At 67.0% G+C, this 15380-nt stretch carries 15 protein-coding genes, 1 tRNA gene and 1 pseudogene; 15 read left to right on the top strand and 2 right to left on the bottom strand.

The genetic code is table 11. The features are described from left to right. Positions 1-10: 10 nt before the first annotated feature. The gene (locus ACOOHC_RS16450) at positions 11-673 is read right to left on the bottom strand and encodes a Crp/Fnr family transcriptional regulator (RefSeq protein ID WP_420451477.1); all 663 of its coding nucleotides are present in this window, start codon (positions 671-673) and stop codon (positions 11-13) included. On the opposite strand from ACOOHC_RS16450, the gene ACOOHC_RS16445 reads away from it, so the two are divergent. From ACOOHC_RS16445 to ACOOHC_RS16410, 8 genes and pseudogenes are all read left to right on the top strand, one after another. Beyond that, positions 672-1460: an IspD/TarI family cytidylyltransferase gene (locus ACOOHC_RS16445; RefSeq protein WP_420451476.1), complete on the top strand. Its 789-nt coding sequence runs from the start codon at positions 672-674 to the stop codon at positions 1458-1460. The genes ACOOHC_RS16450 and ACOOHC_RS16445 overlap by 2 nt on opposite strands. Next, positions 1457-1954 (top strand): 2-C-methyl-D-erythritol 2,4-cyclodiphosphate synthase, encoded by a 498-nt coding sequence (gene ispF / locus ACOOHC_RS16440; RefSeq protein ID WP_420451475.1) that lies wholly within the window; start codon positions 1457-1459, stop codon positions 1952-1954. The genes ACOOHC_RS16445 and ispF overlap by 4 nt, the downstream gene beginning before the upstream one ends. A gap of 42 nt (positions 1955-1996) precedes the next feature. Continuing rightward, positions 1997-2953 (top strand): 23S rRNA (guanosine(2251)-2'-O)-methyltransferase RlmB, encoded by a 957-nt coding sequence (gene rlmB, locus ACOOHC_RS16435; RefSeq protein ID WP_420451474.1) that lies wholly within the window; start codon positions 1997-1999, stop codon positions 2951-2953. A 21-nt stretch (positions 2954-2974) separates the two neighbouring features. Next, on the top strand, positions 2975-4342 hold the full coding sequence (locus ACOOHC_RS16430; protein WP_420451473.1) for a hypothetical protein: 1368 nt from the start codon (positions 2975-2977) through the stop codon (positions 4340-4342). Positions 4343-4386: 44 nt separating this feature from the next. Beyond that, positions 4387-4462 (top strand) — tRNA-Thr (locus tag ACOOHC_RS16425). Positions 4463-4970: 508 nt separating this feature from the next. Further along, positions 4971-5222 carry a type II toxin-antitoxin system ParD family antitoxin gene (locus tag ACOOHC_RS16420; RefSeq protein WP_420451472.1) on the top strand — a complete coding sequence of 84 codons (252 nt, stop codon included), beginning with the start codon at positions 4971-4973 and terminating at the stop codon, positions 5220-5222. Next, positions 5219-5542 (top strand): type II toxin-antitoxin system RelE/ParE family toxin, encoded by a 324-nt coding sequence (locus tag ACOOHC_RS16415; protein ID WP_420451471.1) that lies wholly within the window; start codon positions 5219-5221, stop codon positions 5540-5542. The genes ACOOHC_RS16420 and ACOOHC_RS16415 overlap by 4 nt, the downstream gene beginning before the upstream one ends. Positions 5543-5756: 214 nt before the next feature. Beyond that, positions 5757-6071 (top strand): annotated as a pseudogene (locus ACOOHC_RS16410) (transposase); the annotation flags it as partial. Between the two features lie 91 nt (positions 6072-6162). On the opposite strand, the gene ACOOHC_RS16405 reads toward ACOOHC_RS16410, so the two are convergent. Next, on the bottom strand, positions 6163-6660 hold the full coding sequence (locus tag ACOOHC_RS16405) for a MarR family winged helix-turn-helix transcriptional regulator (protein WP_420451470.1): 498 nt from the start codon (positions 6658-6660) through the stop codon (positions 6163-6165). A 1366-nt stretch (positions 6661-8026) separates the two neighbouring features. Between ACOOHC_RS16405 and ACOOHC_RS16400 the strand changes: the two genes are divergently transcribed. From ACOOHC_RS16400 to ACOOHC_RS16370, 7 genes are all read left to right on the top strand, one after another. Further along, on the top strand, positions 8027-8257 hold the full coding sequence (locus ACOOHC_RS16400; RefSeq protein ID WP_420451469.1) for a hypothetical protein: 231 nt from the start codon (positions 8027-8029) through the stop codon (positions 8255-8257). A gap of 345 nt (positions 8258-8602) precedes the next feature. After that, positions 8603-8899, top strand: a complete 297-nt coding sequence (locus ACOOHC_RS16395) for a transposase (RefSeq protein ID WP_420451468.1) — start codon at positions 8603-8605, stop codon at positions 8897-8899. Beyond that, complete coding sequence (locus tag ACOOHC_RS16390; RefSeq protein WP_420451467.1) at positions 8875-9768, top strand: IS3 family transposase; 894 nt, start codon at positions 8875-8877, stop codon at positions 9766-9768. Before ACOOHC_RS16395 ends, ACOOHC_RS16390 begins: the two co-directional genes overlap by 25 nt. A 257-nt stretch (positions 9769-10025) precedes the next feature. After that, positions 10026-11473 (top strand): IS3 family transposase gene (locus ACOOHC_RS16385; RefSeq protein WP_420451466.1). Its coding sequence is split into 2 segments (ribosomal slippage): positions 10026-10395 and positions 10395-11473, totalling 1449 coding nucleotides; the frame shifts between segments, so codons are not numbered across the junction. A gap of 495 nt (positions 11474-11968) precedes the next feature. After that, positions 11969-12547, top strand: a complete 579-nt coding sequence (locus tag ACOOHC_RS16380) for a hypothetical protein (RefSeq protein WP_420451465.1) — start codon at positions 11969-11971, stop codon at positions 12545-12547. Positions 12548-12682: 135 nt separating this feature from the next. Further along, positions 12683-13156, top strand: a complete 474-nt coding sequence (locus tag ACOOHC_RS16375) for an RNA polymerase sigma factor (protein ID WP_420451464.1) — start codon at positions 12683-12685, stop codon at positions 13154-13156. Beyond that, entirely contained in the window at positions 13153-14994 is a 1842-nt protein-coding gene (locus tag ACOOHC_RS16370) for a hypothetical protein (RefSeq protein WP_420451463.1), read from the top strand. The genes ACOOHC_RS16375 and ACOOHC_RS16370 overlap by 4 nt, the downstream gene beginning before the upstream one ends. Positions 14995-15380 lie beyond the last annotated feature (386 nt).

The following is a 15380-nucleotide window of genomic DNA, read 5'->3' as shown; positions in this document are numbered from 1 at the left end:
CGTCGATACGTCAGCGCGCGCGCAGCTCCAGGCGGTCCCTCTGGAGGATCCGGTACGAGCGGTCCTGCTGCTCGAGCCACCCGAGCCGGATGAAGCTCGCGATCGCCTTGTTGACCCGCTCGCGCGACGCGCCGACCATCCCGGCGAGCTCCTCCTGGGTCACCGGGAGGGTGAACTGGTCTTCACCGTCGGCGAGCTCGAGCAGCCGCTTCGCCGTGCGTCCGGTGACGTCGAGGAAGACGGAGTCGGCGAGCGCCTCGTCCGTCGCCCGGATGCGCTGCGCGAGCATGCGCGTCACGTTCCACAGCAGCTTCGGGTGGTCGTCGAACATCTTCAGCACCGGCTCGAACGGGATCACGAACACGCTCGTCGGCTCCAGCGCACGCGCCATCGCGGAGCGCGGCCCGTCGTCGAGCATGCTCATCTCCCCGAACAGGTCGTTGGGCTCCATCAGCGCGACGACGCTCTCGCGACGGTCGATCGGGTTCGCGATCGCGATCGCGAGTCGGCCACGCAACACCAGGTAGAGGGCATCGGGCGGGTCCCCCTCGTTGAACAGCACGTCCCCGCGGATCAGGTGCCGCTCCTGGCCCGACGCCGCCACGCTGCGTAGCGCGTCGGGGGTGGCGTCGGCGAAGAAGTCGGTGCGGGAGAGGGTCTCTTCGTGGGCCATGACGCCGGTCACGGTACTACCCTCGCGCCCCGTGGGTCGCGTCGAAACACCTGGTGACCCGACACCTGCACCGGCCGCGTCGACGGAGTCCGGAGCGGTCTGGACGATCGTCGTGGCCGGCGGCTCGGGTCGGCGCTTCGGCCGGGCCAAGCAGTACGAGTGGATCGGGCCCGAGCGGATGATCGATCGGTCACGCCGCGTGGCGACCGACCGCTCCGACGGCGTCGTGGTGGTGGTCCCCCCGGACGACGTCGAGCGAGAGGGCGGGGTGGCGGGCGGATCGACGCGCAGCGCATCGGTGCGCGCCGGGCTCGCCGCCGTGCCCGCCGCCGCGGGGGTGATCTGCGTCCACGACGCCGCCCGCCCCTTCGCGGGGCCCGAGGTGTTCGATCGCGTCGTCGCGGCCGTGCGCGGCGGCGCCGACGCGGCGATCCCCGCGATCCCGGTGACCGACACGGTGAAGCAGATCGCCCCCTCCGCAGGGACCGACCACGTCGGCGCCGTCGGCGGGATCGACGGCGTCGTCGGCGTCGTGGTGGCGACACCGGATCGCGACCTCCTCGTGGCCGTCCAGACGCCTCAGGCCTTCCGTGCGTCGCGGCTGCGCGAAGCGCACGCGTCCGGCGCCGAGGCCACCGACGACGCCGCCCTCGTCGAGGCGGCCGGCGGCACGGTCGTCGTGGTGGCGGGTGACGTCGCGAACCGCAAGATCACCGAACCCGACGACCTCGCGTGGGCGATCGAGCACCAGCGCCGGACGTCGGTCGAGACGGCGGCTCGTCCGTGACGTCCGCCGCCGACCTGCGCGTCGGGCAGGGGTTCGACGTCCACCGCTTCAGCGACGACCCGGACCGACGCCTCGTGCTCGCCGGGTGCGAGTTCGACGGGGAGCCGGGTCTCGTCGGCCACAGCGACGCGGATGCCGTGTCGCACGCGTGCAGCGACGCGCTGCTCGGGGCCGCGAACCTCGGCGACATCGGCGTCCACTTCCCCGACACCGATCCGAGGTGGCGGGGGGCCGACTCGATCGAGCTGCTGCGCCACGTGGTCGCTCTCGTCACCGACGCCGGGTGGAGCGTCGCGAACATCGACTGCGCGGTCGTCTGCGAGCGACCGAAGCTCGCGCCCCGCCGCGACGAGATGCAGTCGACGCTGTCGGGAGCGGTGGGCGCTCCCGTGTCGATCAAGGGGAACCGGGCCGAGCGCCTCGGCTCGATCGGGCGGTCGGAGGGGATCGCATGCTTCGCCACGGCCCTGCTGGTGCGCGAACCGGGGTCGTGACGCCATGCTGCGTGCCGCGATGACGGACGACGAGGAGCGCGGATGAGCAAGCAGGGTCGAGGCAGGTCGGGCCGCTCCGGCGGTCGGCGCGACGGGGGGCGCGACCAGGGGCGCGACCAGCGCGGCGGGCGCACGGGAGGTCCGCGATCCGGCGGGGCCGATCGGGGCGGCGCTCGATCGGGCGGGCGAGCTCCGGCGCGCGGGGGGTCCGACGGTCGGGCGAAGGGATCCGCCGGACCCGCGAAGGGTCTCGGCGGACGCCAGATCGAGGGACGCCAGGCCGTGCGCGAGATGCTCATCGGCCGGGCGCGCAAGGTGCACGAGGTGTGGATCAGCTCCGAGCTCGAGGGTGATCCCGGGGTCGACGACATCGTGACCATCGCCGCCTCGCAGCGGGTGCCGGTGGTTCACGTGGCCCGGTCGCGCCTCGAGCGCGAGGCCCGCAGCGAAGCGCCCCAGGGCGTGCTCGCTCATGCGGCGGAGCTCCCGGAGGCCGACCTCGGTGAGATGCTGCGCGGCGACGGGACGACCCCGCCGTTCCTCGTCGCCGTCGACGGGGTGACCGATCCGGGCAACCTCGGCGCGATCGTGCGCAGCTGCGACGGGGCGGGCGTCACCGGGATCGTGCTACCGCGCCACCGAGCGGTGCACGTCACCCCCACCGTCGCGAAGGCCGCCGCGGGGGCCGTGGAGTTCGTCCCGATGGCGCTCGTCCCGGGGCTGCCGACCGTCCTCGCGCAGATGAAGGACCACCGGATCTGGGTCGTGGGACTCGACGACGAGGCGGACCGCACCCTCTTCGAGCTCGGCGACCTCGCGGTCGAGCCGATCTGCCTCGTCGTGGGCGCCGAGGGTGCGGGTCTGTCGCGGCTGGTGCGCGAGCGCTGCGACGCCCTCGTGTCGATCCCGATGCTCGGCGGGGTGAGCTCGCTGAACGTCTCGGCGGCGACCGCGCTGTCGACCTACGAGGTCACGCGAGCGCGCGCAGCCGCACGCTAGGCCCGACGTAGCCTCGGATCGATGCGCACCGCCGACGACGGCTCCGACCGCTGCGTCGACCACCGGGTCCCGGCGGCGACGGCGTTCGGGCGACGCCGCTTCATCGCCACCGCCGCGGCGGCGACCGCCGCCGCCGGCCTGGCGACCGCGGGCCGAGCCGTAGCGGCCCCCGCGCCACCGGCTCGATACGTCGCCCTCCCATCGCTGCGCGTCGCCGACACGCGACCGGCGAGCCGTGTCGGTCCACCGCGGCAGGGGAACGTCGTGCGGATCCCGATCGCCGGGCGCACGGTGGACGGGGTGACCGTGCCGGGTGACGCGACCACGGCCGTGCTCACCGTCGTCGGGATCGACCGCTCCGGAGAGCGCAACTTCCTGTCCGCCTTCCCGTCGGGGTCGGCGTGGCCCGGGACCTCGAACCTGAACACGGAGGAGGCCGACGTCGCCGTCGCCAACCTGGTCACCGTGCGCCTCGGCGCGTCCGGGGCGCTCGACGTCCGTGCGGAGCGGGCCGCCGACGTGGTGGTCGACCTGGCGGGGGTGTACGTCGAGGCGGACCGGGGTCGGGCGACCGAGGGCCGGTTCCGCGCCGTCGCGCCGCCCCGGCGCGTCGTCGACACCCGCACGACCCCCGGGATGCCCGGTGCCGGAGGGGTGGTCCGCGTCGATCTGACGCCCTACGTGCAGACCGAGGTGATCGACGTCGACGCGACGGCCGTCTCGGTCAACCTGACCGCGGCGCGCCCCGTGGCCGACGGGTTCCTCACGGCCTACCCGTTCGGGACGTCCCTGCCGTCGACGTCGTCGGTCAACGTGGCGCGGGGGCGCGACCGGGCGATCGGCGCGATGGTCACCCTCGGACGGGACCGCGACGGCCGGGTCGGCTTCGAGGTGTTCGTCGAGCGGGGAGCGCACGTGATCGTCGACCTCATGGGCTACATCACCGGGCCCTCCGCGACGTCGTCGACGACCGGGTTGCTGGTCGCGCTCGATCCGGAACGGGTGATGGACACCCGGGTCGGTTTCCCGTCGGGCGCATCCCGCCTGTGGCCGGGCTGGACCCAGGCGTTCCGCCTGCCGAGCTCGATCCGCGACGAGGCGGGGACCGCCGTGCTCAACCTGACCGTGGCTCGCGCCCTCGGACCGGGCTTCTTCTCCGTGAACGCAGCCCAGACGCGTGACTCGACCCCGACGGTGTCGAGCCTCAACGTCGCTGCGGCGGGGGAGAACACGGCGAACCACGTCGTCAGCGAGGTGAGCAACGCCGGCGTCGAGGTCTACTCCCAGACGGGGGGCGACGTGATCGTCGACCTGGTCGCGTACTACACGGGGCCGCCCCAGCAGGCGACGACGCCGATCCCGGCCAACCCGCCACCTCCGTCGCGGTAGACGATCGATCCGGCACCGGTGGCGCGGTTACCCTGTCGCACCTCGCCGGGTTAGCTCAGTTGGTAGAGCACTTGACTTGTAATCATGTGGTCGCGAGTTCGACTCTCGCACCCGGCTCCACGATCACCCCAGGTGGCAGGCCATTTCCGGATGGCGAGCTGGTTTCGAAACCAGCCTGCTGTCCACGAGGTGTCCACGAACGAGTGGCGTGGGCCCATGAAGCGCGCCCTCCGCAACCCCGTACGTCGGGCGGCGCATGGAGCTATCGGCTCGATCGGGGTTGACTAGGCGTGATCGGTGTCGAGCCTGGCTTCGTGTGACCGTCTCGGGTCGTGAGCGGTTGGCGCAGAGAGGGTCGGGCTGAGTCCACCGTTGCTGTCACGCGACCGGGCAGTCGATCCGTAGAAGGTGGCGGCCTCCAGGACGGACTGCGAGAACGTCAGCTGCTGTCGGTGTCCGTGTCCTCAATCCGGCGTTGGGTGACATCCTCTGAGGCTGGCGTCGCCGAGCGATATGGGGCGGTGGCCCGCCCGCGGACGTGCCGATCAGGAGTGGGTTGAGGGGCCCGCCGGAGCATGCTGATCTGAGCGGTGTTGACAACTGTTGTTAGCACCAGCAGACTGAGTACATGAGTCGCAAAACGATGAGCTTCGCACTCCCAGAGAACATGCGCGAGTACATCGACGCGCGTGTCAGCGACGGCAGCTACGGCAACACGAGCGAATACCTGCGTGAGCTGATTCGCCGAGACCAGCGCGAGCAAGCAGCTCAGCGACTCCGAGATCTCATCGCGGACGGGCTTGCGTCGGGCGAGGGCCGCAAAGCAACTGATGACGTGATCAGCGAAATCCGTGAGCGGGCACTCGGCACCGAAGCGTGACGCTCCCGATCCTTCGCCCGCAAGCCGAAGTCGATCTCGTCGAACGAACGCACTACTACCGAGATGAGGGCGGCTCGGACCTCGGTGAACGGTTCTTCGACGCAGCGATCACAGCGCTCAATGCGATTGGACGGATGCCCGGCGCCGGCTCGCCGCGCATCGGCGAGGTCTGTGGGATCGACGGCCTGCGTGTCCGCCGCATCCCGAACTTCCCGTGCGGCTGGTTCTACTTCGCCAGCAGCGATCACGTCGATGTCGTCCGCCTGCTCGCGGATGCTCAAGACATCGCAGCCGTCCTCGCTGATATCGATCAGGGGTAGCGATCGAACGTGCCGTTCTTTCGCTGTAGCCAGCTCCCTGGGTGGCCGTTGATATGCGCTGCCATCTGACCAACTTCGTTGTTCCCGAGCGGGTGGGGACTGGCGCGTACAAACAGGTGACGATGATCATCGACGAACCAGCAGCGACTCACCTGGTCGTCTCTCGAGCGAAATACTGCGCTGCCTTCTTGTCGGCCAGCTCGAGCCGCTCGCACCAAAGGTCGCCGAGCTGCTCGAAGGCATGGAAACCGACCTCCTGGCCTACACCGGCTTCCCCAACGCGCACTGGTTCAAGATCTGGTCGAACAACCCGATCGAACGCCTGAACCGCGAACTAAAACGACGCACAAGCGTCGTCAGCATCTTCCCCGACACCGCCTCGGTAATCCGACTCGTCGGCGCACTCCTCGTCGAGATCAACGACGAAATAATCGCCGCCGAACGCCGCTACATCTCCGCCGCCAGCGTCGCCGACATCGACGGAATCGAACCCGACCTACAATCCCTGCCAGCCGCGTCCCGCGACTGACACAGCAACAGAGGATCGCACGACCCTCCTACACCACCACCCGGGACGCAATCAGAACGGGACGCTGCTGCGCCAGAGTCCGTGCACTGGATCATTCAGGGTCGATCACGGCGAGAACCTTTCGTAACAGTCCGCTCAAGCGAGCTTGCTCAGATGTGTTGATGCCGGCGAACAGTCTCCGATCAGCCTCGACTATTTGTTTGAAGGCTGCGTCGACCGCAACGTCTCCTTCTGCAGTGAGGTGAACGAAATGGCTTCGGGCGTCGACTCGGTCCGGTTCGCGTTCGACGAAGCCCATCGCCTCGAGACGGTCGAGCCGTCCACTCATTCCAGCGCGCGTGACAAGAAGGTCTTCGGCCAGAGAGCTAGGCGTTCGGGGGGTGCTGGAGCGTCGAAGGGCGGCGGCAACCTCATAGTCTCCAACGACCTGAAAGCCTGCAGCGGCAACGGCGTCGCCTACATGTTCAGTACGAATTCTGTTCAGACGCCGCACCCTCATGCCGATGCCGAAGAGCGTCAGTTGCCGAGGTTCGACCAACCTCTCCCATAAGCGCGTTTCTCGATCAGTTGTGTCAGACGGTGAGTCCATATTCGAATTGTAGTTCGTTCGGTGAAGAACTATTCATCGCTTGACAGCGACACCTCCGAGGGGTACCGTCCTGATCGGTAGTTCGCCAACGATCTATCAGCCAGCGGAACTGGTCTGCCCCCTAGGAGTAAAGATGTCTCGAATGCGGTCTTGGGCCACTGTCACAGGGCAGATGATCTCGGTCGCTACCGTCGGTGTTGGCGGAGCAGGTGCAACTCCGGCAAGTCCGGTTTACGCGTCAGACGAGCCCAACGCCACTGAGGCAGTCGCCGAAGAATCTTGGGTCTTGGAGTCGGATCAGCCGGTTACCACCAAAACTATGAGAGAAGGGGCACCCACTGTCGACTCGCTTCTGACCGAATTACCGACGGGCGGCTACTGGTCGTCGGTACCGCCAGCTCGTACCGACAATGCAACAGTAAGCAGCGCGCCCGAAGTCAGCGTTGCGGACAGCGCCGCTTTCAGCGCTGCTGCGATCACTGTTGGGCAGTGCAGCTACGATCAGAAGTCCGATTGGCCGCACATTTCCGCCAATGGAACCGATGCGTCTGTGCACGCATGGTGGACCACCACGACTGCCTCGAGGTGTCCGACTACAGCCAAAGTGAAGGCGTACCTGCAAGCATCGTATTGTGATCGGTACGGCTGCCGGTGGATAACGGTGGCGGTCGGAACGGGCACGACAACGAGGCCAGGCGGCGGTGCCGGATATAGAGACAACGCACGCATGCGGTGTGCGAACCGCACAACGCAGGTGGCCTATCGCGGTGGTGCCGACGTTGACTTGATCGGCGTCAACGACCCCGGTGGCATCACGTGGGGTGCTCCGCGCGAGGGAGTAAATGCCCTGCGATGTGCGCCGTCATGATGACTTCGGCTGGCGGGCGGGTCCAGTGCGAAGGCCACTGCTGCAGAGCCGGAGCGCATGCCTTTCGGTGACCATCTCGCACCCGCCGAGTCAAGTGCTCCGGCTCGATGGATCCAAACATCGTGTTCGGGTGAACCAGGGACCGTAGCTGCTATTCTGCCGAACCATTTCGCAGCCTTCCTACGAGTGCGTCCACCTGGACGCAGCACGGACGCATGGTGGGCGGACTACCGTGCTCTGTTTTCAGTCATCGGATCCGTCGTCGAGCGATACACCTCTACTCCAGACAGGGCCTGGTTCGCGGTCTGGGAAGGTCACGGCTTCGTCATGCCTACGACTCAGAGCGCTCAGCCGGGTCCGTCGAACGTGGAAGGAACCTACCCATATCCCGCCCACGGTCAATCCGGGTGGAGCGCAGGCCGCCCTAGCCGACCCCACACTCCTGAAGAGCCTCACAAGCCATCCCGCTTCGAGCTACCTGATCGCTCCTACTACTTGATGGGAGGACCAATCGAGGCGGTCGGTACGTTGCGGTATCCAGACGTGGACGGGTGGCGCAATCCAGACCTGATGTGGCCCAGCGATAACCGATGGCTCCTCGCTACCGACGTCGACTTCTGGTCGCTCTACGTCGGCGGCGAAGATGCCCTGATCGCAGAACTTGCCAGAATCCTTCCGACCGAGAGTGACGTGGTCGGACTCGACGACCGACTAGAGATCGAGATCTGAGCATTCGATTGTCTGAGGTTATGGACGCCGGAGTACGGCCTGTTAAAACACTGAGTAGGGACTACTGAGCGACGGTTGACGTGTCATTACCGGCCGTGTCACGGGGGCCAGAACCGTCGGAACGAGGGCGCGCCGCTTACTGAGACAAACTGCGTACCCTCCGGGAGTGGAACCTCAACTGAGACGGTCGTTGGCGACCCGAGTAGTCCTCGGCGTGTGACCGCTGTTCGATCAAGCTGACCAACGTCCGCCGCTCGATCATTCGCTCGCTCCAAAGTGTTGGAGTTGACCTGATTCGTTGGACACCCGATTCTGGGGGAGACCCCTCAGAGGAAGGAGGCCCCGATGGGTCGTCCAGCGAAGTATCGAGCAGAGTTCCGACGAGAAGCGTTGGCGCTCGTGAAGTCATCAGGTCGTCCAATCGCGGAGGTCGCTAGATCTCTGTCGATTGCGGAGGGCACCTTGTGGAACTGGGTGAAGTCCGATCGAGAACAATCCGAGCGTGACGCCGACCCTGACGCTCTGTCGGAGTCCGAACGCGCCGAGCTGAAGCGGCTCCGCAGGGAAAACGTGCAGCTCGCGACCGACATGGAGATCTTGCGCAAGGCTGCAGCGTTTTGCGCCAGGGAGACGAACAGGTGACCGGCTTCCGGTTCGTCGACGAGCACAAAGCCGAGCACCGCATTGTTGATCTGTGTCGAGTCGCCGGGGTCGCGAGGTCGAGGTACTACTTGTGGCGCACCCGCACGCCGTGTGCACGCCAGCGAGCGAACGCGGCGCTGTTGGTAGAGATCCGCGAGATCCACGAACAATCCCGACGTACGTATGGGGCGCCCCGGGTCACGGGCCAGCTACGTCGACGCGGGCATCGTGTCGGCCAAAACCGTGTCGCCCGGCTGATGGCCGACAACCACCTGGTCGGCGCGCACGCACGCCGCAAATTCCGGCGTGGCCGCCACCCCAAGATCGTGCCGGCACCGGATCTATTGCAACGCGACTTCACCGCCGAACAACCCGACACCCGTTGGGTTGCGGACATCTCCGAGTTCAAGTGCTGGGACGGCAAGCTCTACCTCGCCGGCATCCGTGATCTCCACGACCACACCCTCGTGGGCTGGTCGATGGGCGAACGCCAGACCACCGACCTCGTGATTGCTGCGTTGGTGATGGCGCTCGGTCGCCGCAACCCCGGCCGCGATCTGGTCCACCACGCCGACCACGGCGCCCAATACACCTCACTCGAGTTCACCAACCGACTCCACGACTGGGGCCTCGTCGGCAGCTACGGCTCGGTCGGCGACTGCTTCGACAACTCTGCCATCGAGAGCTACTGGGCCCTCATGAAGACCGAGATCCGCCACATCTGGGGACCGTTCGGCGAGCGAACCAGATCCGAGATGCGCACGATCCTGTTCGACTACATCGAGACGTTCTACAACCGCACCCGCCACCAACAAGGCCTCGGCCACCGCACCCCAGCCGAGGTCTACGCTCAAGCCCTGACAGGCTGATCTACGAAAACCCCGTGTCCATCAGATCGGGTCAACTCCAGTGTCGGCGGCACCGTCAAGTGGGCATCACGTCAAGGACGATCAGAATGCTCACGCCGACGCTTGATCAAGCCGCCCCGATCCGGCATGATGCGCACGTCAAGGTGCCCCATATCGCTCAACGTTTCGCTTCGCCCCCCTGTCTGTCAGGCTGAGGTGAGACACCGGTGATGCCGGTGCTCACTGTCCATCGGGGCGAGAACAAGGACACCTGACCGATGACCATGACCACAACCACCACATCAGTTCGCGCCCAGAATGGGAGCGTGAACGAACACGATGATGCTGTCGATCCGGCAGCGAAACCGACCCGTCGACGGTTCTCGAACGTCTTCAAGGACCGCGTCATCGACGAGTACGACAACGCCGCGACCAGCGAGGAGCGCGGTGCGTTGTTGCGCCGCGAGGGCTTGTACACGTCGCATATCTCGGAGTGGCGCAACCAGCGCGCCCGCCGCGACCAGCCGGCCACAACGGCCAAGGATCGTCGACGTCGCAGCGCGGAGCAGGCCGAACTCGACCGGCTCCGGAAGAAGAACGCGAAGCTCGAGTCGGAGCTGGAGCGCACGAAGTTGGCGTTGGAGATCACGGGAAAAGCACACGCGCTCTTGGAGCTGCTCTCCGAGAGCGCGGACATCGACCCGAAGTACAAGCAGTGATCGACACCCACCTCAACGACCTCACCGCAGCGACGTCGACCAGACAAGCGTGCCGTCTGCTCGGCCAGCCCCGGGCCTCGCACTACCGGCGCTGTCGACCACCCAAGTTGGGTCCGCCCGCACCTCGACCGGTGCCACCGAACAAGCTGACCGAGGCCGAGCGCCAACACGTGCTGGCGGTGCTGCGTTCGCCGGAGTTCTGCGACCTCGCACCCGCCCAGATCTGGGCGCGACTCCTCGACAACGGCACCTACCTGTGCTCGATCTCGACCATGTACCGCCTGCTGCGCATCGCGGGTCAGAACCGCGAACGACGCCGCCAGCGCACCCACCCGGCACGCAAGAAACCCGAACTCATCGCCACTGCACCCAACGCCGTCTGGTCGTGGGACATCACCAAGCTGAAGGGCCCGACGCGTGGCGTCTACTACGAGTTGTTCGTGATCATCGACATCTACTCCCGCTATGTCGTCAACTGGTGCGTCGCACCAGCAGAGACCGGCCAACTCGCTGCCGACTTCATCGACGCCGCCTACCGAGACCAAGGTGTCGCGAAGGGCGAGTTGGCGTTGCACGCCGACCGCGGCAGCGCAATGACCTCCAAGCCGGTGTCACAACTGCTGGTCGATCTCGGCGTCGCACGATCCCACTCCCGGCCGCACGTCTCCAACGACAACCCCTACTCCGAAGCCCAATTCAAGACGCTGAAATACTGCCCGGCGTTCCCCGACCGATTCGGCTCCATCGCGGATGCCAGAGCGTTCTGCGCCGAGTTCTTCGATCACTACAACCACGTGCATCGCCACTCCGGGATCGGGCTCCACACGCCGGCCTCGGTTCACTACGGCACCGCCGACCAGATCCGCGAGCAGCGGTCGGTCACCCTCGACGCTGCCTACGCCTCAAACCCGGCCCGATTCCGTCACCGCCGGCCCGAACCCCCGAAACTCCCAGCTGTCGCCTGGATCAACGAACCCCAACGCGAGGCCCTCATCCACTCAAACTAGAAATGTCTCAAACGGCTTGACAGGTTCCGCCCGGGTGCCCTGAGAGTGCCGCTCGGCAACGATCACCGAGCCGGCGTTGGGTGACACCCTCGGAGCCTCTCACCGTCAAGCGCGATGGGGCCGGTCGCCCGGCCGCGGTCGTGCCGTACTGCTCGGCAAGTTCCGCCGATCTCGTTGAACGATATGGGTTCAGGCGAAGCCCATGTCCGATCGCCGCAGCGGTCCACCGACGGGCCTCGGCGCGCCCGCCAGCAGAACTCGAGCTGGATGTTGGAGCATCGAGCTGGGGTGTGTTCATCAACTGTGGTCGTCGTCGCAGAGACTCTCGATGCGGTTTCGTTCCGCTTGCCGAGACGGAATCGAGCCGAGCGGTGTCGGAGGGTGCCTGGAACGGAGTCGGGTTCGCGTGGCCGTGTCACCCGAATGTGGTGGTGGCGGCAACGATGCGCGCGTGAGGACGCATCCGGCGTCCGCTGCGACAGGAGGAGAGACGACATGAGGATCATCCGACGAGACCGACGGATCGAGCGCACGTCCGCCACGAGGCGACGGGTGGGAGCGATGCTGACGGCGGGACTGGCGGCGGCCTCCGTCGCCGCCACATCGGCGGGACCCGTGGAGGCCGGGCGGGGCCAGTCCGACCTGGCGCAGGTTCGCGCCGCGACCGCGAGGTTCCACCGCGTCTCGGTGGCCGAGGCGGCGGGCCACCAGCTCGGCTGGAAGAACCCGGACATCCCGATCGACGGGTGCGTCGCGCACCCGACCGACGGCGCGATGGGGTACCACTGGTTCGACCACGACGCGATCGAGGACGTCGCGCTCGACCCGATGCGTCCGGAGGGGCTCGTCTACGAGCAGCTCCCGAACGGCGAGATGCGGCTGGTGGCGGTCGAGTGGATCGTCCCGGCCGACGCGTGGCACGCCGCCGGCAACGAGGACCCGCCGAGCGTCCTGGGCCAGGAGCTCGGCATCCTCAACCCGGCGCTCGGTTGGTACATCCTGCACGCCTGGGTCTGGAAGCCGAACCCGTCCGGGATGTTCGTCAACTGGAACCCCGACGTCGACTGCCCGTGACCCGGTCGTGACGGCGACCGGAACGGCGGTCTGATCGGACGGGCCGTGCGCACGGTGCGGAGACGTGCGCACGGCCCGACTCGCGATCTCCCGGGTCCTGTCACCCGAAGCGTGGGTGCGTGGCAACGTCCGGTCGTGAACGAGGTGTCGATCGAGGAGGCGTACGGCGCGCACGCCGGCGATCTCGTCCGCTACGCCCACGTGCTCGTCGGCGGTTCGGCAGCCGCCGATGTCGTGGCCGACACCTTCGCCGATCTGCTCCAGCACCCGAACGGCGCGTGGGCGAGCGCGCAGGACCCGAGGGCGTTCCTCTTCGGGGCCGTCGCGAACCGCGCCCGGATGCACCACCGCACGAACGGTCGCCGCCGCCGCCGCGAGCAGCTGGCGGCGCGGCAGCGCGCCACGGAGGCGGACGCGGACGCGGACCTGCATCGCGTGCTCCCGGCCGAGCTCGACGACCTGAGCGTGCAGCAGCGTGCGGTCACCTACCTGACGTACTGGCACGATCTTTCGGTCCCGCAGGTGGCCGAGACGCTCGGGGTGGCCGACGGAACCGTTCAACGTCAACTCGCGCGAGCTCGCGACCGGATGCGGGGAGCGATGTCGTGAGCGACCTGACCGATGACCAGATCCGCGAGTTGATGGAGAGGGCGATGGCCCATGCGCCGGAGCCGCACCCGTGGGAGGACGTCCGACGACGCGGGGCAGCCCACGACGACCCCGCCGCCGTCCCCGTCCATCGCCGGAGCTGGGTGTGGCTCGCGGCGGCGGCGTGCGCGATCGCGCTCGTCGCCGGGTTCGTGGTGCTCACCGAGTCCGACGGCGACAGGATCCGAGTGATCGACGAACCCGTCCCGACGGCACCCACCACTCCCGAAACCACCACCGCCCCGACGACGACCGACGTTCCGACGACCACGACCTCGGTGCCGGAGGTCGAATCAGCCGGCTGGTCGGGCGGACTGCTTGATGACCTCGACACCGAGTCGCTGCGTCCACTCGATGGGTATGCCGACGGTGACGCCATCATTCCGACCGGCCCCGGCGGCTGGCGAGTGGAGAGCTCGCGATGGGGGACGGGTGAGGGTCCGGCATCGACTGAGTGGTACGTGAGTGTCACCAACGCTCCGCCAGACCGAGGGTTCGAAGAACAGCTCCTTCAGGTCATGTCGACTGACGAGCCCTGCGGGTTCACGCGCTTGTGTCGGCGCACGGGCGAAGCGGTGACGATCGACGGTGTCGTGTGGAAGTCCCTCGTCCCCGACGGGGTGGAGGAGGGAACCGATGAGTTCGTCGCCAACATGTCGCTGAGAGCGGGTGTCGGGGATCGTTGGGTGTTCCTCGCTCTGGCAAACTCTCAGGTGCTCGACGGCACGCCGTTCGAAGAACCTGAGGTCATCGAGTTCCTCGAAGATCTCCGCGTCGGCTCACCCGAGGTCTTGATGCCGATCGGCGAGGCGTGTTGGCAATGTGGCGTCGCCGGCGCAGAAGGCGATCCATTCGCCGCTACGGAATCGCCGACGGCAGCACCCACCACGACATCGGACGGCGCGCAGACCCCAACCTCGGAGCCAGGAGCGCAGACGCCGGACAGGATCGGTTCCGAAACGGGTCGTCCGCTCGCCGAGCTCGTCGACGGTGATGTCGTGTTCCCCACCTACATCCCGCCAGGTCTGACACTCCGGCCTGAGGCGCAGATCTCTGAGCAGCCGGGGCTCTCCGAGTTCTCCGTCACGCTGGAGGCCGCCGACGGGGAGCACTCCGCTTCGATCCGCCTCTGGCAGGAAGGCGGCCCGATCGGTCCGGCACCCTCAGACGATCCCAACCATCCGCGTGTCGAGGTCGCCGGCCTCACCTGGGAATGGAACGACTTCGAGTCGGCGCGGATCACCTACGTCGGTTCGTTCTCGGTCTGGGTCTACCTCCACGGTCTCGACAGGTCGGAAGCCGAACGTTTCATCGAGGGCCTACGAGCCATCCCCATCGAGCAGTTCCCCAACCCGATCGCGTCCGACAGCCCCGACGGCCTCTCGGTCACCGACAACAACAACACCGATGGTGCCGAGATCGTGGCGACCGACGATGAGTTCGAACTCACAGCAGTACGTGTATCGGATCAGGTGTGCACGAAGCTGGAACAGACCACCGACCCCGTCACGATGACGTTTGCAGCCAACTGCTGGGATTCGGAGCGATTGGCCGATTCCGGAATCGTGGACTTCGTTCCCGTCGACCTCACCGACACGGAGCACCTGATCATCGCGATCCTCGACTCTTCGAACGCGATGAGCGTGCGGATCACCTCGCCTGACGGGGAGTCCGTCGTGGTCCCGACCGGACCGGCCAACCAGGCCATCGACGGCCGCTTCTTCCTCGCCCGCCTCATCCTGGACGTCAGCGACGGAATCCGACTCGACCAGTTCACCATCGAGGACGCCTCGCCGTAGCGACCGTCCCTGATCGCCAGGAGCGTGATGCATGCATGACGTGAGCAATCGTTCGCGACGTCGCGACACGGGGCGCCCGATACCGGGTCGCGGCGATCCGGGTTTGGATCAGTCGTCCATACCGCACGGAACACCACTCGAAGACCACCGCGATGTGTGGATGGCACTCCGGCCCGAAACCGGCGAAACACGCGTGAATCGCATGCGCCCATCTCCCGCATCAGCTGTCCACGAGGTGTCCACCAGTTGTCCACCATCACACGTCACCCGACGGAATGGCTGGACGCACACGATCGCCAGTTCCGAATGTTTCTGGACTGCCACGCACTGGCCAAGACCCGCCGGACGGCCCACCTGAGCCTTGTGATCATGTGTCTGCGGGTTCG

Source organism: Ilumatobacter sp., from assembly GCF_965215205.1.
Lineage (GTDB): Bacteria > Actinomycetota > Acidimicrobiia > Acidimicrobiales > Ilumatobacteraceae > Ilumatobacter_A.
This window is presented reverse-complemented; position numbering and strand designations above follow the sequence as displayed.